The sequence below is a fragment of the Acidovorax sp. KPB24-03 genome (assembly GCF_057546605.1).
Genome location: NZ_BAAJYR010000793.1, coordinates 1 through 878 on the forward strand (window position 1 = coordinate 1; position 878 = coordinate 878).

Annotated in this window: 1 protein-coding gene; it reads left to right on the forward strand. The window is 72.7% G+C overall.

The features are described from left to right. Positions 1 to 48: 48 nt before the first annotated feature. Positions 49 to 878: EamA family transporter (locus tag AC27KI_RS26050; RefSeq protein WP_487116741.1), on the forward strand; the 830-nt coding region annotated here is incomplete at its 3' end.

Consider the following 878-nt stretch of genomic DNA (forward strand, 5'->3'; position numbering starts at 1 on the left):
AGGGGGGCCGCGGTGAGCGCGGTGGCCCGGGCGCCGGTCGGCGATGCCATGGCCACGCGCGACGTGCTGGCCGCGATGGCCGTGGTGGTCATCTGGGGGATCAATTTCGTGGCGATGAAGTGGGGCCTGCGCTACTTCACGCCGTTCCAGCTCGGGGCCGTGCGCTACCTGTTCGCCGCGCTGCCGCTGGTGTTCTTCCTCAAGCCGCCGCGCATGCACTGGCGCTGGGTGCTGCTGTTCGGGCTGTTCCAGGGCGTGGGGCAGTTCGGCTTCGGCTTTTTCGCCCTGAAGCTGGGCATGACGGCGGCGCTGGCCAGCGTGCTCATGCAGACGCAGGTGTTCTTCACCGCGCTGTTCGCGTTCGGCATCCTGCGCGAGCGGCCCGGGCGGCCGCTGGTGGTGGGCATGGCGATCGCGGCGGTGGGCCTCGGATGCTTCGCCATGAACTTCATCGGGCCGGGGGCCACCGGCACGGGCGTGGGCGGGGCGACGATGGTGGGCATCTGCCTCACGCTGTGCGCGGCCGCCTCCTGGGCGGTGTCCAACATCGTCTCGCGCATGGCGCAGCGGGCATCGCCGGGCTACAAGCCGCTGTCGTTCGTGGTGTGGAGCAGCCTGGTGCCGGTGCTGCCGTTCGCGGCGCTGTCGGCCCTGACCGATGCGGACGCAGGGCGCTGGCTGCACTGGGACGCCTGGGCCGCGCTGCCGCCGGTGGCCTGGGGCGCGGTCGCCTACCTGGGCTGGGTGGCCACCATCGTCGGCTACGGCCTGTGGACGGGGCTGCTCACCCGCTACCCGGCCAACCGCGTCGCGCCCTTCAGCCTGGGCGTGCCCGTGGTGGGGCTGGCCGCCGGGCTGCTGGTGCTGGGCGAGGTGGT